At 33.9% G+C, this 25,187-nt stretch carries 20 protein-coding genes and 1 pseudogene; 9 read left to right on the top strand and 12 right to left on the bottom strand.

Annotation, left to right across the window (positions count from 1 at the left end):
• Window positions 1-26: 26 nt before the first annotated feature.
• Together GKR88_10270 and GKR88_10275 are read right to left on the bottom strand one after the other, a co-directional pair.
• On the bottom strand, window positions 27-2,141 hold the full coding sequence (locus GKR88_10270) for a tail-specific protease (GenBank protein ID QMU64635.1): 2,115 nt from the start codon (window positions 2,139-2,141) through the stop codon (window positions 27-29).
• A gap of 81 nt (window positions 2,142-2,222) precedes the next feature.
• Complete coding sequence (locus tag GKR88_10275; GenBank protein QMU64636.1) at window positions 2,223-2,735, bottom strand: hypothetical protein; 513 nt, start codon at window positions 2,733-2,735, stop codon at window positions 2,223-2,225.
• Between the two features lie 115 nt (window positions 2,736-2,850).
• Here GKR88_10275 and surE point away from each other — a divergent pair, with 115 nt between their 5' ends.
• From surE to GKR88_10310, 7 genes are all read left to right on the top strand, one after another.
• Complete coding sequence (gene surE, locus GKR88_10280) at window positions 2,851-3,621, top strand: 5'/3'-nucleotidase SurE (protein ID QMU64637.1); 771 nt, start codon at window positions 2,851-2,853, stop codon at window positions 3,619-3,621.
• Entirely contained in the window at window positions 3,609-3,896 is a 288-nt protein-coding gene (locus GKR88_10285) for a hypothetical protein (GenBank protein QMU64638.1), read from the top strand. Before surE ends, GKR88_10285 begins: the two co-directional genes overlap by 13 nt.
• A gap of 71 nt (window positions 3,897-3,967) precedes the next feature.
• Complete coding sequence (gene lpxB / locus GKR88_10290) at window positions 3,968-5,077, top strand: lipid-A-disaccharide synthase (protein ID QMU64639.1); 1,110 nt, start codon at window positions 3,968-3,970, stop codon at window positions 5,075-5,077.
• 275 nt (window positions 5,078-5,352) lie between these two features.
• The gene (locus tag GKR88_10295; GenBank protein ID QMU64640.1) at window positions 5,353-7,371 is read left to right on the top strand and encodes a DUF4131 domain-containing protein; all 2,019 of its coding nucleotides are present in this window, start codon (window positions 5,353-5,355) and stop codon (window positions 7,369-7,371) included.
• Between the two features lie 404 nt (window positions 7,372-7,775).
• Window positions 7,776-8,771 (top strand): hypothetical protein, encoded by a 996-nt coding sequence (locus tag GKR88_10300; GenBank protein ID QMU64641.1) that lies wholly within the window; start codon window positions 7,776-7,778, stop codon window positions 8,769-8,771.
• Entirely contained in the window at window positions 8,734-9,366 is a 633-nt protein-coding gene (locus GKR88_10305) for a hypothetical protein (GenBank protein ID QMU64642.1), read from the top strand. The genes GKR88_10300 and GKR88_10305 overlap by 38 nt, the downstream gene beginning before the upstream one ends.
• A 15-nt stretch (window positions 9,367-9,381) precedes the next feature.
• Window positions 9,382-9,972 carry a hypothetical protein gene (locus tag GKR88_10310; GenBank protein QMU64643.1) on the top strand — a complete coding sequence of 197 codons (591 nt, stop codon included), beginning with the start codon at window positions 9,382-9,384 and terminating at the stop codon, window positions 9,970-9,972.
• Window positions 9,973-10,103: 131 nt separating this feature from the next.
• Here the strand turns inward: GKR88_10310 and GKR88_10315 are convergent, their stop codons facing one another.
• The 4 genes and pseudogenes from GKR88_10315 to GKR88_10330 form a co-directional block, all read right to left on the bottom strand.
• Entirely contained in the window at window positions 10,104-10,619 is a 516-nt protein-coding gene (locus GKR88_10315; GenBank protein QMU64644.1) for a DUF255 domain-containing protein, read from the bottom strand.
• A gap of 69 nt (window positions 10,620-10,688) precedes the next feature.
• Window positions 10,689-12,499: pseudogene (locus GKR88_10320) on the bottom strand (MFS transporter).
• A 15-nt stretch (window positions 12,500-12,514) separates the two neighbouring features.
• Window positions 12,515-14,035, bottom strand: a complete 1,521-nt coding sequence (locus tag GKR88_10325) for an MFS transporter (GenBank protein ID QMU64645.1) — start codon at window positions 14,033-14,035, stop codon at window positions 12,515-12,517.
• A gap of 11 nt (window positions 14,036-14,046) precedes the next feature.
• Window positions 14,047-16,269: a prolyl oligopeptidase family serine peptidase gene (locus GKR88_10330; GenBank protein ID QMU64646.1), complete on the bottom strand. Its 2,223-nt coding sequence runs from the start codon at window positions 16,267-16,269 to the stop codon at window positions 14,047-14,049.
• Window positions 16,270-16,413: 144 nt separating this feature from the next.
• Between GKR88_10330 and GKR88_10335 the strand changes: the two genes are divergently transcribed.
• On the top strand, window positions 16,414-17,691 hold the full coding sequence (locus tag GKR88_10335; GenBank protein ID QMU64647.1) for a hydroxymethylglutaryl-CoA reductase, degradative: 1,278 nt from the start codon (window positions 16,414-16,416) through the stop codon (window positions 17,689-17,691).
• Window positions 17,692-17,971: 280 nt separating this feature from the next.
• The gene (locus GKR88_10340) at window positions 17,972-18,943 is read left to right on the top strand and encodes a type IX secretion system membrane protein PorP/SprF (GenBank protein ID QMU64648.1); all 972 of its coding nucleotides are present in this window, start codon (window positions 17,972-17,974) and stop codon (window positions 18,941-18,943) included.
• Window positions 18,944-18,948: 5 nt separating this feature from the next.
• Here the strand turns inward: GKR88_10340 and murI are convergent, their stop codons facing one another.
• The 6 genes from murI to GKR88_10370 form a co-directional block, all read right to left on the bottom strand.
• Entirely contained in the window at window positions 18,949-19,755 is an 807-nt protein-coding gene (gene murI, locus GKR88_10345) for a glutamate racemase (protein ID QMU64649.1), read from the bottom strand.
• A gap of 69 nt (window positions 19,756-19,824) precedes the next feature.
• Window positions 19,825-20,355, bottom strand: a complete 531-nt coding sequence (locus GKR88_10350) for an OmpH family outer membrane protein (GenBank protein QMU64650.1) — start codon at window positions 20,353-20,355, stop codon at window positions 19,825-19,827.
• Window positions 20,356-20,386: 31 nt separating this feature from the next.
• A complete protein-coding gene (locus GKR88_10355; protein ID QMU64651.1) occupies window positions 20,387-21,166 on the bottom strand; it encodes an OmpH family outer membrane protein in 780 nt (259 codons plus the stop codon).
• A 60-nt stretch (window positions 21,167-21,226) separates the two neighbouring features.
• Window positions 21,227-23,773: an outer membrane protein assembly factor BamA gene (gene bamA / locus GKR88_10360; protein QMU64652.1), complete on the bottom strand. Its 2,547-nt coding sequence runs from the start codon at window positions 23,771-23,773 to the stop codon at window positions 21,227-21,229.
• Window positions 23,733-24,485, bottom strand: coding sequence for an isoprenyl transferase (locus GKR88_10365; GenBank protein QMU64653.1), 753 nt, complete (start codon window positions 24,483-24,485; stop codon window positions 23,733-23,735). The genes bamA and GKR88_10365 overlap by 41 nt, the downstream gene beginning before the upstream one ends.
• 4 nt (window positions 24,486-24,489) lie before the next feature.
• The gene (locus GKR88_10370; protein QMU64654.1) at window positions 24,490-25,167 is read right to left on the bottom strand and encodes a hypothetical protein; all 678 of its coding nucleotides are present in this window, start codon (window positions 25,165-25,167) and stop codon (window positions 24,490-24,492) included.
• Window positions 25,168-25,187 lie beyond the last annotated feature (20 nt).

Raw genomic sequence — 25,187 nt, forward strand, 5'->3', positions numbered from 1 at the left:
GCAAGTAGGTACTCTGGTTTTTAAATCTAATTTTTTACAATTTCATTTTGAGGTGCTAATCTTAGGGAGTTCAACACATTTAAAGCTTCATTTATATACATATCTTTTGTTAGGTTTTTATGCCATCGCTCTCTTTTTAGTTTTAAATCCTCATTACTGGACAGTAGCACTAATTCATATTTAGGAGAGTTAAAAGTCAAATTTGAACTAAATTCAAAAACAGCATCAAACTTTTTTGTGTCTGCTTCTTTAACAGTTACATCTTTTACATAATCTCTATAATTTAAAGAATAGCTGGTATCATCTTGTTCTTGCTTTAACCATTTGGCGTATTCGTTTATTAATTTAAAATTGATACTGCTCGCAATCCTTTCTTTACTTTCATTTACAACATCTGAAAAATTGTCGTAAGAATTCGTTTTTACATAACTGGCTTGTGGTACTTTGTCCCAAGGCAGTGCTCCTTCCATATCACGTTCTCCAAACTTCATATAACTGTAACGGCTTGGCATGGCAATGTCCGGATAAACACCTTCTACCTGTGTAGATCCCCCATTTATCCTGTAAAATTTTTGAATGGTCATTTTTAAAAAGCCAATGTCTTTTTTGTAGCTTGGATAAAATTGATTCATGGGAATTACCTGCTGTACAGTTCCTTTACCAAAGGTTTGGTTCCCTCCCAAAATAACGGCTCTGTTATAGTCCTGCATGGCGGCAGCTAAGATTTCCGATGCGGAAGCAGAAAGTTCATTTACTAAAATGACCAGTTTTCCGTCCCATTGTATTTTTGGATTTCTATCACTCCTGATAATTGGTTTTTCACCGCGGTATTTCACTTGAACAATGGGTCCTTTATTGATAAACAGTCCGGCGATCTCTACGGCCGTTTTTAGCGAACCACCGCCGTTATTCCTTAAATCGATGATAAGGCCATCTACATTTTCTGCTTTTAACCTTTCAATTTCTTTTTCCATGTCTTTGGCAGAATCTCTTGTAGTAATATCGGAAAAATCAATATAGAATTTCGGGAGGTCTATCACCCCATATTTTTTACCATTTTTTGTTACAACAGAAGATTTTACAAACGTTTCTTCCAGTTCTACAACATCTCTAATAATAGAAATTACCTTAGTAGAACCATCCAGCTTTTTTTTAACCGTTAACCTTACTTCCGTGCCTTTAGGGCCTTTTATAAATTTAATAGCATCGTCTAAACGCATTCCTACAATATCCAAGGGCTCTTTTTCTGCCTGCGCAACTTTCAGAATAATATCTCCGGGTTCTAAATCCCCTTGTTTCCACGCCGGCCCTCCGGAAACCAGTTCAACAATATGTGTGTAGATTCCTTTTTTTTGCAAGCGGGCACCAATCCCCTCCAGTTTTCCGGATATATTCTGGTCAAAACGATCTTTAATTCTCGGACTCATATAAGTAGTATGAGGATCAAAACCGCCAACAATACTATTTAAAAAAGTAGAAAACCAATCACTGTGTTCTAATTCTTCAATTCTTTGATAAAGTTCATCCATATTTTTTAGTACTTCGGCTCTGACCTCTTCTTCCAAAGTCTTAAATGATGCTTTTTTATAGTTGTTGTCCTTTTGGTATTTTTCTTCTTGTAATTTTTCTTTTTCCTGAATTTTACTTATGACCTGTAATTTTAACTGCTTTCTCCAATAGTCAATTAATTGGTTTTCATTTTCAGCATAAGGGAGTTGTTTAAAATCAACATTAATGGTCTCTTTCTTCTTATAGTTAAAAGGTGCGCCCAGAAGCTTCCCATAGTATTGTTTTGCAGATCTTACTTTTTCAATGAAACGATCATACACAAGGTGATAGAACGATAAATCAACATTTATGATTTGATTGTCTATTCGATACTTATACTTAGAGAATTTTCTAATATCTGCCTGTGTAAAATATCTTTTTGAAGGGTCTAATCCGTCAATAAAACTGTGAAAAACCAGCTCGGAAAAATCATCATCTAAATCCTTTTCTACAAAATGCCCACGTGTTAACATATTTTTTAATACATAGATAATGATCTTATCTTTTTCGGGATCACTAAGAGTAGTTGCATGACCGCTTATTACCACTGATAAGAAGAGTAGTAGAAAAAAGATACTGAGTTTTGTTTTCATAAGTGTCTTACTGATTTTAATGATTACATGTTAGGCCTTGCTAATATACTAAAATGATGCCAGGTTTTTTGAGAATCTGTCTTACTTCTTTTTATAAATACCTCTAAACAACTCCTTGACGATATTACCATCCGTACCAATATGTGTCCATATCTGATGCACAGAGCCATCTTTCTTTTTTGACCATGTTATTTGATGGTAATAAGTACCGTTTTTATTTTTTACAGGATCACTTTTTAAAACCATTTTCCCGTCGATAAAAACACCTTTGAGACGTAAAGAATAGCCCGAATTGTCTACCCATATTTGATTCCAGGTTTTGTCCGGCCTGTTATAGTAATTATAGCTGGTACCTTTGCTTGCACTTGTTTTGGACTCCCAGTTCTCTTGAAGAAGGCAATTATTTTGGAGTTTTACAACCCTGTTGGTACCAATTAATTTATCATCGGTATTATATACATTCCAGGAACCTGCCCAGAAGTTAAATTGAGCATATACCTCCGCATCACATGGGTTTTTGGTACTCTTCTGTGAAACTCCGTATAGCGAAAACAAAAAACATACATATAATGAAAATATTTTTAATAGTTTCATAGTAGGATTGATTAACCGTACAATGTTAACTAAAAAACCTTATAGATAATCTTTATAAAATGTTAAAATGATTTTAGTTTATTTGGCTTATTTTTGTGCTAAATAGTATGTAATAATGAGTAAAAAACCTTTGATTTTGGTTACTAATGACGACGGGATTACAGCTCCGGGGATTCGCTCTTTAATAAGAATTATGAATACTATCGGGGATGTGGTGGTAGTTGCACCTGATAATCCGCAAAGCGGTATGGGGCATGCAATTACAGTAGATAATGTATTACATTGCAATCCGATTACAATAGATGACGGGCCTCAAATAGAATATAGTTGTTCCGGTACTCCTGCAGACTGTGTAAAAATGGCAGTCAATGAAATTTTAAACAGAAAACCGGATTTGTGTGTTTCGGGAATCAATCACGGTTCTAATTCTTCAATTAGTGTCATTTATTCAGGTACTATGAGTGCTGCAGTAGAAGCAGGTATTGAAGGGGTTCCGGCAATTGGTTTTTCGTTATTAGATTTTAAATGGCACGCAGATTTTAAAGCATCTTCCGAGTTTATAAAAAAAATAACAAAAAAGGCTTTGGAGCATGGAATACCGGAAGCTACGGTTTTAAATGTGAACATCCCCAAATTAAAAAAGAAAGAGATTAAAGGGATAAAAATATGCCGACAGGCTAACGGATATTGGAAAGAAGATTTTGACAAGCGTACGAGTCCTTTCGGAAAAGAATATTACTGGTTATCAGGAGAATTTGTCAATAAGGATAAAGGAGAAGATACGGATATATGGGCTTTGGATAACGGATATATATCTGTTGTTCCGGTTCAGTTTGATTTAACGGCACACCATATGATTCAAAAATTAAACTCATGGGATTTATAAAAAAAGAAATAGGCATCGGATTTTTGGTTTCTTTGTTTTCTACGGCTTGCGGTATCTTTTTATATTTACAATATTTCTCTAAATACGGTTTTGAAGCTACATTAAATATGATTGAAGAGGGAAACCTGTATGGGCAGGTATTAGCTTTAGCTGCTTTGCCTAATATATTTGTGTTTTTTGTTTTTTTAAAAAAGAAACAAGACTACAGGGCCAGGGGAGTTCTGATAGCTTCTATTGTAACAGTTTTAACCACTTTTATTTTAAAGTTATTTTAACACGGGAGAATAAAGTTAACACAAATGGTGATGTGCTAAAAATAAAAGCACCACCTGACAATTTCAGGCTCATGAAATACTATATTATAGCTGGTGAGGCTTCCGGAGATTTACATGGTTCGAACCTGATAAAGGCACTGTATAAAAAGGATAAAAATGCCATCATCAGGTGTTGGGGTGGTGATTTAATGGGGGCTACCGGTGCAACTTTAGTAAAGCATTATAAGGAACTTGCTTTTATGGGGTTTTTGGAAGTACTGCTGAATATTTTTACCATTTTTAGAAATATTTCCTTTTGCAAAAAAGACATCATCGAGTTTAATCCCGATGTCATTATTTTTATAGATTATTCCGGGTTCAATTTACGCATTGCAAAATGGGCCAAAGCACAAAACTTCAGAACAAATTATTATATATCCCCGCAAGTTTGGGCATCCAGAGCCGGTAGGGTTCGGAGTATCCAAAGAGATATAAATGCCATGTATGTAATTCTCCCTTTTGAAAAAGAATTTTATCAAAAATACGGGTACCATGTACATTTTGTAGGACACCCGTTAGTAGATGCCGTAACAAACAGGAAGCAGGTAGATGAACAGCTATTTAGAAAAAAATATCAATTATCCGATAAGCCTGTTATTGCATTATTACCCGGTAGTAGAAAACAGGAAATTACTAAAATGCTTTCAGTAATGCTTTCCGTAACAGACATTTTTCAAGATTACGAATTTGTAATTGCAGGAGCACCAAGTCAGCCTTTTTCTTTTTATAAGAATATCATTGGAGATAAAAAGATGTCTTTTGTAAAAGATAAAACACACGATTTGTTAAGTATATCCAGTGCTGCATTAGTAACTTCAGGAACCGCAACTTTGGAGACGGCATTGTTCAAAGTTCCTCAAGTGGTTTGTTATAAAGGAAATGCATTATCATACCAAATAGCTAAGAGAATTATTACGTTAAAATTTATTTCTCTAGTCAATTTAATTATGGACAAAAAAGTGGTAAAAGAATTAATTCAGTATGATTTTACCCGGGAAAATCTTATAAGAGAGCTCTCCCTAATTTTAGATAAAAAACATCAGGAGAAGCTGTTTTTAGATTACTTTGAACTGGAGAAGAGGCTGGGCGGTACCGGAGCTTCCGAAAAAGTTGCCGAACTTATTGTAAAAAATACCTCATAGTAGCTGTTTTAAGTTTGAAAGTTCCAAGTTTGAAAGTTTTGGCAGGTTTTAGATTAGGGTTATAAATTTTCCTTATAACACTATAAATAAAATTTATTATTAAGATCTTTGCAGCATTGATTTGTCGAAAAGTTAGTATTAAAGCTCTCAAAGTTAAAATATAAGTTTTTACACTTTCAAACTTTACAACTTTTAAACTCTTCAACTGTCTTTTTTTAAGAAAATAAAAGTTAAAATAATACAACATAAGTATTTTATAGTATATTTACATGGTTATGAAAAAATTGCTAGACTATTTGCCATTCCATTTCACATTATTCCTCATGTTGGGAATTTTGACTCAGTTTTACTTTAAAGTATGGTCGTTTGGTTTTTACGGGATTATCTATACTGCTCTCATGCTTTTATCTATTTTAGTTATTTTAAAAAAATCAACCTTCTATTTTTTAAGTGCCCGGGCTTTGTTTTTTTATACAGGAATAGTAGCTGTTTATATTCAGGATAATACCAATTACGATTCTCATTATTTAAACCATTTTAAGGAAAAATCGACCGTCATATTAGCAGTAAAAAAAATGGTAACGTCCGGCCATTTTACTAATACATACGAAGCATCTGTTACTCAGGTTGATACTGTAAAAACAAGGGGTGCTATTCTGTTAAACATTCAAAAAGATAGTACAAATAAACGCTTAAAAACAGGTGATTGCATTTTTGTAAAACCAATTATCAAAGAATTAATTCCTCCTTTAAATCCATATCAGTTTCACTATAAATCGTATTTAAAAAAACGAGGAATGACACATCAAATTTTTCTTGAAAAGGATGCATATACCTTGTTAAAAGAAAAACGATTTTCTTTAGAGAAGTTTGCTTCCGAAATAAGAAGTGCCATTCAAAGATCATTAGAGAGCTACCATTTTCAAGAAGATGAACTGGCCGTTATAAATGCCTTGCTATTAGGGCAAAGACAATATATTTCCAAAGAATTAATGGATGATTATTCTCATGCCGGAGCTATTCATATTTTGGCTGTTTCAGGATTACATGTGGGCATTTTATTATGGATGCTATCTTTTGTTTTAAAGCCTTTGGAGCGAATTAAAAACGGAAAAACTATAAAAACGATTTTTCTTATTATACTGCTTTGGGCATTTGCGCTCATCGCAGGACTTTCTGCATCTGTGGTAAGGGCCGTAACGATGTTTACCTTTGTTGCTGCTGCATTGACAATGAACAGGACACGTCATATTCTGTATGCTATCATAGCCTCGCTGTTTTTCTTACTGTTGATAAAACCCTTGTTTTTATTTGATGTGGGATTTCAGCTAAGCTATCTGGCAGTTTTTGGAATTGTTTGGATACAACCTAAAATCTATCGGATTTGGAAACCAAAATACAAGCTCATTGATACCTTTTGGCAATTATGCACTGTATCCATAGGAGCGCAATTCGGGATTTTACCACTTACATTGTATTATTTTCACCAGTTTCCCGGGTTATTTATGATAACGAACCTGGTTGTTATTCCGTTTTTAGGAGGAGTCCTGATTACAGGTATGCTACTGATAATATTAGCAATATCAGGAGCTTTATCGGAGTTTTTAGCAACACTTTACGGTGCTGTCATTTCACTGATGAATGACTTTATCCGTTTTATATCGGAACAAGAAACTTTTTTAATTACGGATATTTCCTTTTCGGGGTTTTTAATGATTATTGCCTATATGGTGCTTATACGTATCGGGGTTTTGTTTTCGAAACATAATTATAAAAACCTGATCGTTTTGCTATGGTTCGTATGTATATTTCAGGGAGTTCTTATTTTTGAAAAATACTCGAGAGAAAGCAAAAAGGAGTTTATTGTTTTTCATAAAAGTAAAAATACGATTCTTGGAATAAGACAGGCAGGTTCTTTAAAGGTCTATCATTCCGGAAATTTAGAAGCAACATATAAAATTATAGCGCCCTATAAGGTAGGAGAAGGAGTTTCATTAGCCTATAGCGATACAATTCCAAACTTTTTTCAGGTAGAGAAACCCATACTTATTATTGATACTTTAGGGATATATCAGTTTAAAAGTAGTAAAAATGCCATTGTTATATTAAGACAGTCCACACGTATTCATCTTGAAAGGTTAATTAAAGTACTCAAACCGGAATACATCATCGCAGATGGGTCAAATTATAAAAGTATGGTTTTAAAGTGGGAAGAAACCTGTCTAAAAAATCATATTCCGTTTTGGTATACTGGCCGGGACGGAGCTTATATTATAAAAGAAGATAAGCAATAGGCAGAAAATGAATGTATTCAAGACCCATTACGATTTTTAACTGTTTTATTTTATAGGAAAGAAAGTTTCTAAAAAAATAATTACTCATATTTTATAAAAACGGGTTGAATTTCCTATTTTAACTCATAAAAATACCAATCCCTGAAAACAGTGAAATTTTGAAATCACTGTTTTCAGGGATTGACACGTGTTTTTCTATATCATAGGTTTGTTCTATTCAAAATTCAGTTGTTATGAGCATTCTTTACTACCCCTCATAAAAATTGCAATTAGCTTGAATACAAAAACAAATTTTCAATGTTAAACATCAAATCATGAAAATGAAAAAAACTTCATTCATCAAAATTGGGGTCTTGGTCTTTGGCCTATCTTTGCTCTTATGGAACTGTATATGAGAAGACTTTATGAACCCTCAAAACACCGTTACTTCTAACCAACTCAAGTATTCCTTAACCAAAATATCCTATCAGGAACTACTTGCAGACAAGGAAATAAAATCCTCTTTACCTCTGATTGAAAGACGATTTTCTAAGCACTCGCTACAAAGCATCTACAGCAGAAGTGCTACTGAGGTGGTAGAAGGTCTTACCATCTTTACTGATGAGATTAACAGAATTGTCATAGACGATGTCATCACCTGGACATTCCGGACACAGAGCCATTTTTTGGAAACTTCTGACTTTGAAAACTTTTTGGTAAAAAAACACAACGGTGTGTTTACCTATTTTTTGGTTTCCTATGAGTTCACTGACCTTACCGATTCCGAAACATTGTATGAAAAAGCTACTTCGTATGTGATTTCCGAAGAATACCTAAGCCTGGAAGGCCTCAACCTGTCTTCCAGAGATGCTTTTGATTGGGTTTTTCCGAATGACGGTGGTGGTACGGGTAGCGGTCCTTGTGACGGTATTTTGGTATATGAACAGTGTGATAGGGGAGGTAATGCAGACGGACACTGGCCGGTTTTGCAAAACGACGGAGTTACCTACTGTAGCGGTAGTCCGCTGTTGTATATAGATTTTTCACATTGTGAGAACTACGGTGTTCCGGACCCTCCTGTGGGAGACCCATTGGGAGGAGGTGACGGTTCCAATGGAGATCAGCTTATTGGAGGTGGCGGAGGAAACTCCGGTGGTGATGGAGATACGACGCTTACGGCTCCTGTGGGTATCATGCACAGTGAAATGCCATGTGATCCCAGACCGGAAGGAGATTTGAATGGGGATTGCCAAATTGACTATTATGAAACTTGTCTGCTAAACGGGTATAGTGATGAAGTTTGTAATTGTGTACAAGAAGGTGGAACTATGGAAGCATGTAACACAGACTGTGCACAACTAAAACGCCTTATCGAACACACCCTTGATAAAAACCAGACTCAATCAGTTAAGAATGGTTAGCGGTAATTTTGAAAAAGGGTTGAGAATTAATAAAAACCCAAACACAGGGGCTTATGTGCCAAGTTTAATTCCGGGAGACAACAATGGTACTAATCATATTAACATAGTGGTACATCCTTATACTGCCGCCATTGCACACACCCACTCAAACGATGTTGCCTATAAAATGTTTTCTGCACCTGATATCCTTAAAATGGCGCAAATTGTAAACAGGGTGCAGAGTAATGCTAATAGTACCGTATTGCCTCTGGAAATAACTCATATTTTGGTGGTTGATAATAATGATACTGATAAAACTTATGCCATACGTTTTGACGATATGCAAAGTATACAAATTTTGCAGGATATTATCAGCAATAAGAAAAAACAACAACGATTTAATAAAAAATTAAAAAATGCTTATGAAAGTGATTATAGCTATCAGACCTATACGGATGAAACCGATATTTTTAAGCAGCAACGACATTTATTCAAGCATTTGGAAAAATATAATTTGAATATTTCGTTGTATGAAGCCAATTTCAACGATTTGGGTCTTGTAGATCATTGGCAAAAAATAAATAAAGAAACACTGGAACAAGAACCCTGTAATTAAAAAAACCATAACAAAATGAAACATATAATAACAATAATAGCACTAATAAGTTTATTTTCTTGTAAAGCACAATCTGTAATTGTACCGATAGGAAGCGGAGAAGATTTTCAAAAAAACCCGAATTATTATGTAAAAGATGTTAATAATGAATTTGGCAAATTTGAAGGAATATGGAAATACCAAAATGGCAATACCTCAATTATATTTAAACTAAAAAAAGAGGAACATTATCAAGTTTCTGAAACTTCTAATTATTTAGATTTATTAGTAGGTGAATATCAATACATTGAAAATGGAGTTGAAAAAGTAAACACTTTAGCTGATTTTGACAATCCAAGCATTTCAGGTTACAATCATAAAATAAGTGGTCGTGTTTTTACACATAATATTCCTAATATATGTATTGACAATAGTCACAGTTCTGAAATAAAAATTGAGTTGATGATTGAAAGTCCCGGTGATCACCTAATAGAAGGGCGGGTTATTTTACGTTATGTCAATGAAAATGGTACTGAAAAACTGGAGGTTTGCATCTATGATTATTCCATATTGCAGACAATGAAAATGATAGAATTGACATACCGGATGGTAATTATGAGTTTATAAAGCAATAAAACAAAAGTTCTTTTCCATTTATCTTTTTTTGTACAAACTAAAAAAGAGATAGTACATAGGAGAAATAAAATGTACCGTTATGATGATAGATGCTAAAAAAGATATGATGTATTTGTTAGTTATTATATACTACTTTTAAAATTTTTAACAAAATCATCCCATTTTTGGGTTTTGTATTTCTCTTGTCCGAAATAATTGATGATTTGCTCCATGGTTTTAGTATCCAAATATCCGGGAATACGATCCAGCAACTTTTCGTCTTTATCCATAAAAACGGTGGTAGGATAGCTCAACTTGCCATTTAGAAGACTCGCAGCCAGCTCATGAAATTTAGACCTCCTTTCTTGTCGATATTTAAAAGTATATTCTTTGTAAACAATATCTTTTTTTCCTTCGCCGTCTAACTTAACCGCATAAAAATACTTGTTTATATAATCTACAACTACCTTATTTTTATATGTGGTTTTATCCATTTTCTTACACCAACCACACCAATCTGTGTAGATATCGAGTAAAATGAATCTTTTTTCTTTCTTATTTAACTCAATGGCTTTCTCAAAAGAAACCCAGTTTACTTCCTGGGCAGTTACCGATACCGCAAAAAGGCTTATAATAAGTACAATACTATATTTTCTCATAAGATGTAAGTCGATCGTTTGGATACAAATTTACAAAAATAAAGTATCTTCCGTATTTTGGTCCTATTGTTAACGAACACCATGCATGAGTTTTTTGATTACTGGTTGCATGGCAACAGAAAAAACCGCAAGAAAAGCAGCAACTATCGTCAATAACCAAAAGAAATAACTGATCCCGTTTTCATTAGCAATTTTGTCTATATTTTCTCCAAAAATACCAGCTAACTTCATCCCAATTGCAATCGCCAAATAATATACTCCAAACATAAAAGCAATCATACGGCCGGGTACTAATTTACTCACATAAGAAAGACCAACAGGCGAAATACAGAGTTCTCCCATAGTATGGAACAGATATACTAAAATTAACCATATCATACTTACGGACGCTGTTTTTGCACCGGGAGCAATTCCTGTTGCTCCAAATGCAACACATGCCATACCCAATGCTAATAAAAACATTCCTATTGCAAATTTCACATTGGCTGTCGGGTTATATTTACTCTCCCAAGCCTTAGAGAACAAAGGAGCAAGAGTAATGATAAATAATGAATTCAATACTCCGAACCAAGAAGCCGGAACTTCGGTTAAAGGTTCTGTTTTCTTTTCTAAAAGAAGAAAATCCAATGTACTGTCAGATAAGGTTAAAAAACCGGCAGCGTACCATTCTTTGATTAACATCCACAAGGTAATTAACCAAATTAAAATAAAACTTATTGATAAAATAATATTAGCTAAGCCATAAGTTTTAAAAGTTTTCCTGAACAATAAAAATAACACCCAATTAATAATAATTAATGGAATGAGTGATACTAATGTGTTCACTATTAGGAAAGTTAAGCTGGCATTGCCCGTTAGAATTCTGTTCGTATAATCTTTAGCAAAAATGGTTAAAGTACCGGGAGACTGTTCAAATACGGCCCAAAAGAAAATAGTCAAAAATGAGAAGAAGGTAACAGCTATCATTTTATCTCTGGTAATCTTTGAATAGTTAATAAGCCTGTATACCAACAAAAAGATAAAAATTGAGAGTGCTACTAATATCATTACAGTATTTCCGTCTATTTTCAGGAAATTGAAATCAAATAAATTAAAAGTGCCTTCTGAAATTTTGGAAGCAGGGGCATTAATCAACCAAAGTAATGCTATGGTGGTGGAAATAGCAATTAAAACAAGTTGCCAGATGCCAAACGGATTTCGTTTGTCCGTATCTTCTTGAGTTTCTTTTAATTTTGACTCTTGAGTAGGTTTTAAACCAACATCTCCGAAAATGTTTTGCGAAAACCAGAATTGTAATAGCCCAAACAACATAAAAATTCCGGCTAAACCGAAGCCGATACTCCAGCCAACTTTTTCTCCTAAATAACCACATAAAAGAATCCCGAGAAAGGCACCGGCATTGACACCCATATAAAAAATAGTATAAGCCCCATCTTTTTTTTCAGGTTTTTCTTTATACGTTTCTGAAATGACTGACGTCATATTGGGTTTAAAAAAACCACTACCAAATACTAATAATGTTAGACCGGAATAGATAAAAAAAGGCGTTTCAACTGCCATACATGCATGCCCCAAAGCCATGAGCAAGGAGCCAATTACTACTGCAATCGGTAACCTATAATTTTATCAGCAAAATAACCTCCAAGTATGGTTGATAGGTAAACCAAACCGGTATAAGTGCCAAATAAAGCCAGAGCATATTCTCTTGGCCATCCCCAACCTTCATCAAATAGAGAGGCAGTTAAAAATAAAATCAACAAAGCCCGCATTCCATAGTAGGAAAAACGTTCCCACATTTCCGTAAAGAACAATACAAACAATCCGGCAGGATGTCCTAATACTTTATCTTTGAACAGGTGATCTAATTTTGATGCGGTCATGATAAATGAATTTAATTACATTGTTCTTTCATTATCTTCTGCTCCGTGAGTGAGGCGTTTTAACGGTTTTAGTAATGCAATAACTAATAATCCGAAAATTACAGTGAAAATAGTTATCCCTGCAAAAATAGTATATGCACCATAATCTGATGCGGATTCTCCTAATAAACCGGCTACTTTATTTCCTAAACCTGTGGAAGCAAAATACAATCCCATCATCAAAGATGCATACCTGACAGGTGCTAATTTTGTTACAAAAGATAGTGATACCGGAGATGATGAAAGTTCTCCAATTGTGTGAAAAAAATATGCCAGAACCAACCAGTACATAGCAGAAGATCCATTCGCTTGGTGATCTTGTACGGCAAAAACCATAAATACAAAACCTAAGCCCATAATTATGGTTCCCGTAGCCATTTTAAATAAAGAGGATGCTTCTTTATTTTTAAGCTTTCGCTTAGCCCAATAATTTGCCACTGCAACAGCAAATAATATGATAAACCCTGCATTTAAAGATTGAAACCAAATCGTTGGAACTTCCCAACCAAACAATATCCTATCCGTATAATCATTTGCATATAAATTCATTAAACCTCCTGCTTGCTCAAAAGCTCCCCAAAAAACAATTACTAGTAAAAAAGATAATAATACTACTAGAAATCTATCTTTTTCAATTTGAGAACGTAAGTTTTTATAAATCATCATCAACATACCCACTACCAGCGATAGGAATATGAATAAAGCAGCATAACCCCAATGATCTATTTCCGATAGAACAAAGCCCCCATAATATATAGATAATATGATGAGAATAATCACAATAATTAAATGCTTAGTCGACCTAAGTAAATCTCTAAATATTTGAGATATGGATACTTGATCTTTTTTCTCATCTTCAGAAGTCTTATTCCCTACATGAGCTAAGTATTTTTGCCCCCATAAATAAACAACAAGCCCCAGTAACATTCCAATTCCTGCCAGCCCAAAACCTGCATGCCATCCCCACTTGGCAACAACCAAACCAACTATTGTGGTAGCTAGTAAAGAACCCGTATTGATTCCAATATAGAAGATACTAAAACCTTTATCTCTTCTGATATCATCTTTCTTATATAGGCCTCCTACCATAGTTGATATATTTGGTTTCAGCATTCCTACCCCCAGAATTACTAAAATTAGCCCTGAATAAAATGCCCAAAGTTCTTCAATAGCCAACACACTATGACCTAGTACTAAAATAATAGCTCCAACAAGGACTGATTTTTTTTGTCCCAGAATTTTATCAGCAATTAATCCTCCGGGAATAGACATCAAATAAACCAACATAGTATACCATCCATATAGCTTAAGAGCTTCTGAGTCGGTCCAACCCAACCCCGGGCCTTTGGAATCAGTTAATTCTGCTGCCATATAAAGCGATAATAAACCACGCATCCCATAGTACGAGAAACGCTCCCACATTTCTGTAAAGAACAAAACGTACAAACCTATTGGATGTCCAAATAGTTCTTTTTGTTTAATAGCTGTATCATTCATTTTTTAAATATTTATCCTTTAATTTTTATATGCTTGTTTTGATTGTTATTCAGGTGTTCCTGAATAAAAGAAGTCATTTTTTTATACAAATGCAAACGTGTATTTTCCCCTTTACGGATTCCATGCGCTCTGTCCGGATAAATAGCTTGGTCAAAGGGTTTTCCTGCTTCAATTAAGGCATTTACCATTCTCATAGTATTTTGCACATGTACATTATCATCGCCTGTACCATGTACGATCAAATAGTTTCCTTCTAATTTATCCGCATAATTGATAGGAGAATTATCATCGTATCCGCTTGGGTTTTCCTGCGGGGTTTGCATATATCTTTCCGTATAAACCGTATCGTAAAACCTCCATGAGGTAACAGGTGCTACAGCAATGGCCGTAGAGAATATGTCGCTTCCTTTTAGAATACAATTTGTGCTCATAAAGCCTCCGTAGCTCCAACCCCAGATACCGATATTATGCCTGTCTATATAACTGCGTTCCGCTAATCTTTTAGCAGCGGCTATCTGATCTGCTACTTCTAATTTCCCCAGTTCTTTTTGGGTGATTTTTTTAAAATCTCTCCCTTTCAATCCTGTTCCGCGTCCGTCAACACAAGCAATAATAATGCCTTTTTGTGCCAACATGTTGTGCCAGTAATCATTCGTTCCGTTCCACCTGTTTGCTACTTGCTGCGACCCCGGACCGGAGTATTGAAACATCAGTAGCGGATATTTCTTATTTTCGTCAAAATCTACAGGTTTTAGCATCCACATATTCAGATCATTTCCGTTGACACGAATGGTAGAAAACTCTTTGGTATTCATTTTATAAGCCGCCAAATCTTCTTTTAATTTTGCATTGTCTTTAACTACCTTTAGCATTTCTCCGTCTCTCGTATATAAGCTGTAAATCGGCGGAACTTCAGCAGTGGAATGTGTATTGATAAAATAATTTAGGTTTTTGCTAAAAGAGGCGCTGTTATTCCCTGTTTCATTGCTTAGCAATTTTTTGTTTTTACCATCCAGGCCAATACTGTATACACCACGATTGATGGACCCGTTTTCAACAGATTGATAGTAAATTGTTCTCTTACTTTCATTACAACCATAATAACGGGTTACTTCCCAATTTCCTTTAGTAATTTGGTTGATCAGTTTTCCATTTTTATCATAATAGTAAATATGATTAAAACCGTCTTTTTCACTTGTCCAGATGAAACTGTCATCATGTAAAAAAGTAAGATCGTCTTTTACATCAACATAAGCCGGATCTTTTTCATTTAATATTAAAGAAACAGACCTGTTGAGTGCATTTACTTTATATAATTTTAAATCATTTTGATGACGGTTTAATATGGTAACTATCAGGCTATTCGGGTTATTAGACCATTGAATTCTGGGAATATACTCATAGGCACCCAGAGAAACTTTTTTGGTTGTATTTGTGTTTACATTACAGATATGCAGCGAGACTTTTGCATTTTTTTCTCCGGCCTTAGGGTATTTGAAAACTTGTTGAGAGGGGTAAAGGCTATTTCCTACAATATCCATGGAAAATTCGGGAACCTGTGTTTCATCAAAGCGTAAGAATGCAATATGCTTACCATCACTACTCCATTCATAAGCCCTAACAAAAGCAAATTCTTCTTCGTATACCCAGTCTGTGGTTGCATTAATAATATGGTTTGCTTTCCCATCATGAGTTATCTTTTGAGTATCGCCTTTTTCTAAATTTTTGATATACAGGTTATTATTTTTAGCATAAGCAACACTTTTACTATCGGGAGAAAATGTAGGTTCTTGAATTTCTGTTCCTATGAGCGACCATTTTTTTGAAGCAATATCATACGTATAATAGGTGCCTTTAAAAGATCTTCTATATACTTTTTTAAAATCGGTACCTAAAATGAGCTTCGTTTCGTCATTGTTAAAGCTATAAGAGCTGAAAGCAGTCAGTTCTTTTAAATCTCTGCTATCTACAATAGTGGCTACTTTTTCCAGTGTTTTATAACTGTATTTGTCTACTGAAGTAGATCCGGTTTCTTTATTGTTGTTTAGCAGCGAATAAAAATCACCATTCATAGAATTTAAGGCATTCATTCTATCTGCGGAGAATGTTCCGTTCCAAATTTTTTCCAAAGTAATTTCCTGAGTACCTGTTGTTTGTTTATTTGTTATGTCATTGGATTTATCGCAATTGAAAAAAAGAATACTGACGATTACTAAAATGAATATTTTCTTCATTCTCCTTTTGGAATTTAATAATAGAATGCCAAGTTTACGTAAAAATCGGCAAAAAACCATTTAATTTATTATAAATGTTTAATCCGTTGCCCGATTTTGGAGTATTCATTTATCTTTGTTTAGGATTGAAAAATAACAAGGTCAATGTCTAAAAAAATTTCGGGATTTTCCAAGTTGTCTAAAGAGGAAAAGATACAGTGGTTGGCGGAAACTTATTTTAAAACTAAAGATGAAACGGTAGCCATACTTAAAAAGTACTGGAATGAAGACAAAAAATTACAGCAGTTACACGATGACTTTACGGAAAACACCCTTTCCAATTTTTATTTGCCTTTTGGCGTAGCACCTAATTTTATCATTAATAAAAAACCATATGTAATTCCAATGGTTATTGAAGAAAGTTCTGTAGTAGCTGCAGCTTCTTTAGTAGCTAAATTTTGGAGTGAAAGAGGTGGTTTTAAAGCAAGGGTTATTGCTACTACCAAAATCGGGCAGATACATTTTATGTATGCCGGTGATGAAAAAGACCTGCTTATCTATTTTAATACTGTCAAGAACGATTTATTAGCATCAACATCCTCTATTAATAAAAATATGGTAAAGCGAGGAGGAGGAATTACGGGAATTGAGTTAAAGAACCAAACACATAAGTTAGCGAACTATTACCAGTTGCAGGTATCTTTTGAAACAAAAGATTCTATGGGTGCAAATTTTATCAATTCCTGTTTGGAAGCCATAGCAAAGAAGTTTGCAAAAGAAGGGATTGAAATTGTAATGAGCATTTTATCTAATTATGTTCCCGAATGCTTGGTAAGATCGGAAGTTAGTTGTGCTATTGAAGATTTGGGAGGCAAAGACCCGCAAAAGTTTGCAGAAAAATTTTACCAAGCAGTTCAAATTGCAGAGGTGGAGCCTTATAGAGCCGTAACTCATAATAAAGGGATCATGAATGGTATTGATGCGGTAATAGTAGCCACCGGAAATGACTTTAGAGCTGTGGAGGCAGGGGTACATGCTTATGCTTCCAAATCCGGGCAATATCGGAGTTTATCTCACTGCCAAATTGAAAACGGAATATTCAGATTTTGGATAGAAATCCCCCTGGCATTAGGAACGGTAGGAGGTCTGACTTCTTTACACCCATTAGCAAAACTATCTTTAGAGATGTTACAACAACCTTCTGCCAAGGAACTAATGATGATTGTTGCCTCTGCCGGTTTGGCTCAAAATTATGCAGCTTTAAGAGCATTGACAACCAACGGAATTCAATACGGACATATGAAAATGCACATGTTGAATATTTTAAATCAATTAAACGTGAGTGAGTCCGATAAAAAAGAAATTGCATCTTATTTTAAAGGAAAAACAATATCCCATTCAGCAGTTATGGAAAAATATGAAGAGTTAAAAATGAATAAATAATACATTTAACAAGTGTTTTTAGTTTAACTGTTTATATTTGTCGCACGTAATTAAGAAAGAAAAGGGATTAAAATAGCATCTATTGACTATTATTTTTTATTTGACAGTTTTTTGCCTGTAAAAATAATACGACAACGGTTTCATTTTTGAGAAACTTTTTATTTTTTACAATATTATTAGCATTTTCAAGTTTATGAGTTTGTTGTTAAAGTCAATAAGACATCAAACTGTAAGATTGAAAAATAATATATTTGGAACCATAAAAAACGTCATAACTTTTATGAAGTTATTTTTACGATTAGAAATCATCATAGTGTTGCTTTTAACTTTTACGGTAAATGGTCAGCAGACACTTCCTATATATTCGGATTATTTATCAGACAATGTTTTTTTGGTTCATCCTTCGGCGGCAGGTATTGGGAATACGGGTAAATTGAGGTTTACCGTAAGACAACAATGGGCAGGAATTAGAGATGCTCCAAGCTTACAAACCATGAGTTTTCATAATAAATTTGGTAGGAAAGCTGCTTTAGGAATAGTCGCTTTTAATGATAGAAACGGTTTTCATTCTCAAAAAGGCATACAGGGAACATATGCGTATCACCTGGAGTTAGACAGGGGATATTACTTTAATCAGTTATCTTTTGGAATTGCATTTACAGGGGTACAGAACCAAAGAGATCAGTCTACATTTGCCGGAGACCCTACAGTGGCGCAGCTAATTGAAAGTTCAAGTTATTTTAATGCGGATTTTAGTGTAGCATATCATTATAGCGGTTTTTCGTCCTATTTTACAGTGAAAAATTTATTATTATCTGCAAAAAGTAATTTAAATAACAGCCTTGAACCGTTGGATCTGAGAAATTATATTTTCAGTTTCGGATATTATTTTAATAATGAAAATAGCTTTGTACAATTAGAACCTTCTATTATGGTACAGCTTAGAGAAAGCACCGGAGAAAGAACTGCTGATTTTAATATTAAAGCATATAAAACCTATGAAGATACGCAACTATGGGTAGTCTTGTCTTACAGAAAAAGTTTTGATGCGAATCCGATAGAAAATTTGCAATATATTACACCCATTATAGGTATTAATCATAGAAAATTAATGTTCTCTTATACTTATACAAAGCAACTAAATGATATTGTTCTTACAAATGCCGGTTTTCATCAATTTTCCTTAGGAATCAATTTATTTACCAGAAGACAAAGAGCAACAGCCTGTCCTAATATAAATGCTGCGTTCTGATTTTTTTAAAAAAAGGTTTCTTCCATATCACAATCCATCTCATGTTCTAAAATGATGTTTCTGAGAACATCGCTATTTTTATTTATAAGGACTTGAACTTGATTTTTTGCTTTTTTAGCTGTCGATACGTTTAATAAATTGTGTTTCAAAAGGATATTTTTTGTTTGTTTGGCAACTGCCTCTCCTGCATCAATAATATGTATGCCATGGGTTACTATTTTTCTTATTTGAGGAATTAAATAACTATAATGGGTACATCCCAAAACAATACAATCTGCATTTTTTTGAATAAGATTGCCTACATAATTGCGCAAGAGTTGCGTCATTTTTTCAGATTGTATTTCCCCTTTCTCTATTAATTCCACCAAACCTTCTCCGATTTGCTCCACCATACTAATCTTTTTGTTGATAGTACTTGAAGTTTGGGCAAATAATGTGCTATTTAAAGTCCCTTTTGTAGCTAAAATACCAACCACATTGGTAGTGGTTTTTAAAGCCGCAGGTTTAATTGCGGGTTCTATACCAATAAACGGAACGTTATATTCTTTTCTCAAGGTTTCTATAGCATTTGTGGTTGCGGTGTTGCAGGCAACTACTATCATCTTACAGTCCTTATTTAAAAGATACTCCGTATTTTTTTTACTAAGTTGTATGATTTCTTCTTTTGACTTTTCACCATAAGGAGCATTGGCACTATCGGAAAGATATATGGTATGCTCATTAGGCATTGCTAAAGTAATTTCTTTTAAGATGGAAATTCCTCCAATTCCCGAATCAAAAATACCAATAGGCTGTCTATGCGTAGGACTCATTTTTAACAAAAATAAAAAAACCTACTTATAAGGTAAGTAGGCTCTGCTAATAAAGATGAAAGCTTTTTATTATTTCTTAGGTGCCGGTAATTCCACGAGTCCTAATTTTGTTTTAACAAGGGGAAATAAGTCTTCTCCTTTATCAAAAGCAATTAAAATACCTTTGGAAGAATCAATGACATAGGTAATTCCTTTAGCATCTGCAATTTCCTGAATTGCTTTACGAGCTTTTTCTACGATTGGAGCTAGCCCGTCATTCATCTTTTGTTGTATATCATTTTGAGCCATTTGGTTGGATTGACTCAATCTTTTTTGATCTTCCTGAATTTCAAGTGCTCTTTTTTCATTAATGGCATCTGTCTGCGCCTTTGACTCTGCAGTATATTTGGTATACTTATCTTGTAGTTTCTTTTCCATTCCCTGCAATTCGTCTTTCCAAGTTTTTTCAATCTTCTCTAAATCTTTGTTTAAAACTTGCATTTCCGGCATACTTGCTACTACTTTGCTAAAATCTATATGGGCTATTTTCTGTGCACTGGCAACACTACCCATACCTAATATAAAAACTGCAATTAATAGTAAATTCTTTAAATTTTTCATTCTTTCTTTAATTTGTAATTAATTATTTATTCTAATTTTTATTCTTTTTTGCTTTTTTTATCGAATCATTTTTTCGTTTAATTGCTTCTTTTTTTTCTCTTAATAATTTTCTTTTACGCTCTCTTTCTAGTAGCTTCGCTTTTCTGGTTTCTTCAATTTTCTTGTTTCTAGCTTCTCTGTCCGCTTGTTTTTTTGCAGCTAACGCCTCTTTTTTAGCTTGATTTTGTTTTTGTTTTTCAGTGAGTTCTTTTTTAGCAGGCGCTGCTTTCTTCTTTTTTAAATTATCTGCTTTTCTATTTCTATTAATTGTGTTTAAAATGAGGTCGCTAATATCGTATTTTTTATTGGAATATAGCATAATTAAGTCACTGGATTTATCAAGGACAAAATCGTATTTTTTTCTCGCAGAAATGCTCTGAATAGCATTGTAAACCTGATCTTGTATGGGTTTTACCAATTGTTTTCTCAATAAGAACATATCTCCTTTAGGACCAAAATACAAAGATTCCAATCTTCTTAATTCTTCTTGTTTTAATGTAATCTCCTCCTCTTTTTCCAAAATAAGGTCTTTGGTTAAAATGGCTTTTTCATCGGCAATATCTGTTTTTAAAACTTCTATATGTCTTGCTAATTTGTCTAGTTTTGCCCTCCATTGTTTTACTTTAGCATCTAACGTATTTTGAGCTTCCAGATATTCGGGAACATTTTCTAAAATATACTCCATGTCTATGTAAGCAATTCTCTGAGGTTTCTGAGCAGACAGAAGTACTGAATTAAAGCCAATAAAGAGTAATAAAACTGTTTTTCTCATGTTACATAAAATTTAGAAAAAACCATGCCAAATAAATATAGAGACCCATATACCGTTTTTTTAAAATTGCCTGCCAATAATAAAATGAGTTTGCCATCCTGATTTGGTTGTTGTTCCGGGTAGAGGATCAAAACCATGAGCAAAATCAATACCTAACAAACCAAATGCCGGCATAAAAATTCTAATACCTATTCCTGCAGATCGTTTAACATCAAACGGATTAAAATTGCTAAAATTGTCATAAGAATTTCCTGCTTCTAAAAAACCAAGAGTATAAATGGAAGCAGCAGGCTTATCTGTTATAGAATATCGTAATTCTAACTGATACTTATTGTATATGGTACCTCCTTCTATGGATGATAAGCGGTTATTATCATATCCTCTGAGACCGATGGTTTCTCTTCCGTCTAATTGAAATTGAGCAATTCCGTCTCCGCCGACAAAATATCTTTCAAAAGGAGAATGGCCTAATCTGCTATTATAAAAACCCAAATACCCTAACTCGGTATTGGTATATAAAACCAGTTTTTTTGCCAGTTGTGTATACCATTTTCCTTTATACGAAAGTTTATAATATTCTAACCATTTGTATCTTTCTGCCGCACTTATATTATCATAATCTTTATTATTGACTAACGAATAAGGGAACGTAAGTTTTGCTCCTAAAGTAAATGTAGAACCCCTTGTTGGAAAGATCAAACTTGGGCCTGCACTATTTCTGGTCAAAGAAATACTGTATGACAAATTATTTAAATTTCCATTGTTCAGAATATCGGTACCTACCCTAAACCCATAATTATTTAATGAAAAGCTTTGATAACTAACCGTCTGAGAAAGTGTAAAAAAATCATCCGGCCACTGCAATCTTTTGGCTACACCAACGGATAGTCCTAAAATTCCCAAACTTCTGCTTCTATCTACATCAAATGTTCTCGGGTTTAACTGAAATTGATTAGAAGAATAAATAGATATACTTAATGATTGAGGTCTTTTTCCTCCAAACCAGGGCTCTGTAAATGAAAGGCTATAGGTGTTAAAAGTCCTACTCGCTTGGAGCCTTAAAGCTAAACTTTGGCCATCTCCGGAAGGTAGCGGTTTATAAGCTTCTTTGTTAAATATGTTTCTTATGGAGAAATTATTAAAAGACAGGCCTAATGTGCCGATAAAAGATCCTCCGCCATACCCCCCTTGTAATTCGATTTGGCTACCTCCTTTTTCTACTACGGAAAACTCAATATCTGCAGTTTTATTTTGGTAATCCGGCTTTACATCAGGAGTTACATTCGTATCAAAAAAACCTAACTGGCCTAGCTCTCGAATAGATCGAATGATTTCACTTCTTCTAAACAAATCTCCGGGTTTTACTCTAAGCTCTCTAAAAATTACATGATCATTTGTTTTATCGTTACCAACAACAGTTACTTTTTTAATAGTGGCTTGTTCATCCTCTCTTATTCTGATTTCAATAGTAATAGAGTCGTTTTTTACTTTGGTTTCTACGGCATTTACACTTGAAAATAAGAAACCTTCATCTTGATATTGTGTTTGAATATCTACCGAAGTAGGCGTTCCGTCACCGGATATTCTTTCTTTTAATACGGAACCGTTATAAATATCTCCTTTTTGAATTTTTAAAATGGTATTTAATTGTTCGTCAGTATAATACTTATTACCAACATAAATAATGTCTCCAAACCTGTATTGCCTTCCTTCTTCCAATTCAATTTCCAGGTTAATGGTATTGTCATCATTCCATGTAAGTTTATCACTTAAGATTCTGGCATCTCTATAGCCCAATCTACTATATTTATCCAGGATGCTTTCCAGATCTTCCTGGTATTTTTCTTCAATATATTTTGATCTTTTCCAGAACCTGCCGGGGAAACGACGGCGCGTATTCTTCATAACACCTTGAAGTTTAGAGGCTGATAAGGCTTTATTACCTTTAAAGTCGATATTTTTAATTTTAATCCGCTTACCCCTATCAATAAAGACAGACATATTTACCGTATTGATGTCTGATGAATCACGTTTTGTATTGATGGATACTTTGGTTTTTAAAAATCCTTTATCAGCAAATTTTTTACGTATAAAGTTTTTAGAGGTAACAATTAAATTATCTGTCACCATCGCTCCGGTTTTAAGGTCGGTTTCCGTAGCTAAGGTTTTAATTTTAGATTTTCTTAGCCCGGAAAAAGTAATTTTATTAAGCTGTGGCAGCTCTCTAACATCAAACTGGAGATAAACAGTATTTCCGTCTATTTTTGCCAGATAGACATCTACATTACTAAACTGTTTACTTTCGTATAATTTTTTTACGGCACTGGTAAGCTTATCTCCAGGTAGTTTAATTACTTGGCCTTCTCTTAACCCCGTAAAGACTTTCACTGTTGGTTCGCTAAATTTTTGAAGTCCGGTTACAGAGAAACCTCCAAGTATATATTCTTTTCCTTTTTCGAAAGAAACCTTTCCTATATCTGTAGCACCTGCAGGAATAGAATCTTTAACACTTTGAGCTTTTATACTTAGATTCGTAGCTAAAATAATAAGTAATATAATAAATAAACTATTTTTCAAGTACCGAAATTTGCTCGCTTGTTTTTCCAAATCGTCTTTCTCTGTTCTGATATTCCATGATTGCGTCGTAAAAATCTTCTTTTCTAAAATCCGGCCAAAATATATCTGTAAAATACAATTCGGCGTAAGCCATTTGCCATAAAAGGTAATTACTGATCCTTTTTTCGCCACCGGTTCTAATCATTAAATCAACGTCGGGCAAATTAAATGTATATAAATGACTATTAATAACTTTTTCGTCAATTTCTTCAATACTAATTTCTTTATTAACAACTTTTTGGGATATGTTTTTAATTGTATTAACAATTTCCTCTCGGGATCCGTAACTCAAAGCAAAAACCAATTTAATTTTTGTATAGCTTTGTGTCTCATCAATTACATGAGTTAAAATATTCAACGCCTTTTTAGGAAGTAATTGTAAGTTTCCGATCGCATTTACCTGAATATTTTTTTTATGAAATTCGGGCAATTCTTTTTTTAGGTTAGAGATTAATAAGTTCATTAATGCATCTACCTCTAACTTAGGTCTATTCCAATTTTCCGTTGAAAAAGCATACAGGGTAAGTACTTCCACACCAATTCCAAACGCAGCGTCTACAGTATTTCTAACTGCAGTTATCGCATTTCTATGTCCAAAAACACGATTCATTCCTTTACTTTTCGCCCAACGACCATTGCCGTCCATAATAGCGGCTACATGCTTAGGTACTTTTTGTAAATTAATGAGTAGTTTTTTATCCATATAATTATTTGCGATTCGAATAACAAGGTGATCTGCCAAATGTATACATTAATGAAATACCGGTAAACATATACCAGTCGTTTCCGCTTCCGCCATAATTTAACTGGGGAAATTCCGATGTAGAATAATCCAAACCATCCGTAAAAGTATATCTGACTTGTGTTTCAATTGAATAAGCTAATTTACCATAAATTTTAGATTTAAAACCAAATCCAACGGGTAGTGCTACGGATGTATTTCTGGCAAATGTGTAATTATTAAGGCTTTGAACAGATTTGACCGCTTGATAATCAAGAGCAGCAATTCCTGCAACTATATAAGGAGTAAATGTTTTATCCCCAGAAGATAAATCGTACTCAAAAAAGTTAAACTCTATGCCTAAAGCAAATTCATTAATTGTATTTTTAAAGTTTAGACCTCGAATTTGACGTATTCTATTTTCTGCATTTGCATCATCCCCTTTAATAGGAATATAAGTATAGGTTCCTCTAAAAGCAATTCTTGGATTTAAATTCCATTTGTATATGATACCGAAACCGGCATTTTTTGGTTTTAAATAATTGGTGCTTCCAATATCTCCAATATAATTGGAGACACCTGCAAACACCCCAATTTCGTTTATTTGAGAGAAGCTATTTATTGAAAAACAGATATATAGTAAAATGATCGAATATTTTTTCATTCTAAAAAACGGGTGCAAAT

This window comes from Flavobacteriaceae bacterium, from assembly GCA_014075215.1.
Classification (GTDB): Bacteria; Bacteroidota; Bacteroidia; order Flavobacteriales; family Flavobacteriaceae; genus Polaribacter.